The organism is bacterium (assembly GCA_024224155.1).
Lineage (GTDB): Bacteria > Acidobacteriota > Thermoanaerobaculia > Multivoradales > JAHEKO01 > CALZIK01.
Map to the genome: position 1 here is coordinate 1 of JAAENP010000262.1, position 1,136 is coordinate 1,136.

A 1,136-nucleotide genomic window follows, 5' to 3' on the forward strand; every position below is an offset into this window, starting at 1 on the left:
CGATGTCCGCCCTTCTCGAAGTCCTCGACCCCGCGCAGAACAGCACCTTCTTCGACCACTACCTGGGCGTGCCGTTCGATCTGTCGAAGGTGCTCTTCATCACGACCGCCAACTACATGTACGAGATCGAGCCGGCGCTGCGCGATCGGATGGAGGTCATCGAGCTGACCGGCTACACGCCGAATGAGAAGCTCGCCATCGGCCAGCAGTTCCTGGTGCCGCGGCAGATCAAGAGGCACGGCCTCAAGAAGTACTCCGTGTCCTTCGAGGACGACGCGGTCCGGGCGCTGATCGACAGCTATACCCGCGAGGCGGGGGTGCGTAACCTCGAGCGCGAGATCGCCTCGGTGTGCCGCAAGCTCGCCCGGCGGGTCGTGGACGAGGGCAAGAAGATCGAGATCACCGTCGACGGGGCGGATTTCATCCGCGAGCTTCTCGGCAAGCCGAAGTTCCGGCACCGGCGGAAGCAGGAAGAGTCGATGGTCGGCGTTTCGACCGGGCTGGCGTGGACCCAGGTGGGCGGCGAGATTCTCGAGACCCAGATCGGCCTGATGAAGGGCAAGGGCAAGCTGACCCTGACCGGCAAGCTGGGCGACGTGATGCAGGAATCGGCGCGCGCGGCGGTGTCGTACGTGCGCGGCCGCGCCGAGATCCTGGGGATCGACCCCGGCTTCAACGAGAAGCTCGACGTGCACATCCACGTGCCTGAAGGCGCGATTCCGAAGGACGGGCCGTCAGCGGGCATCACCATGGCGGCGGCGCGGGTCTCGGCCTTGACCGACATCGCGGTGCGCAAAGACGTGGCGATGACCGGTGAGATCACGCTGCGCGGCAATGTCTTGCCAGTCGGTGGAATCAAGGATAAGATCCTGGCAGCCTTCCGTGCAGACATTACAGAGATCGTGATGCCGAGCGAAAACGAGAAGGATCTTGAGGATATTCCGGAGGAGATTCGCGAGGTCTTGACAGTTCACCTGGTCGATTCGATGGACGAGGTGCTGACCGTCGCGCTCGACGGCGAGCTCAGCTCACTGCCGGAATCTCAAGAGAAGTTCAAACAGGTCTCGTCGGAGGCGGGTGTAGAATCGGGGCCCATGGCCCACTGAGGCACCACAAACAGGCCGGCAACCGCCACC

At 63.6% G+C, this 1,136-nt stretch carries 1 protein-coding gene; it reads left to right on the top strand.

All coding sequences use genetic code 11. The annotated features are described in order from the left end of the window. Window positions 1-1,106: endopeptidase La (locus GY769_13705; protein MCP4202973.1), on the top strand; the 1,106-nt coding region annotated here is incomplete at its 5' end. Window positions 1,107-1,136: the final 30 nt, after the last annotated feature.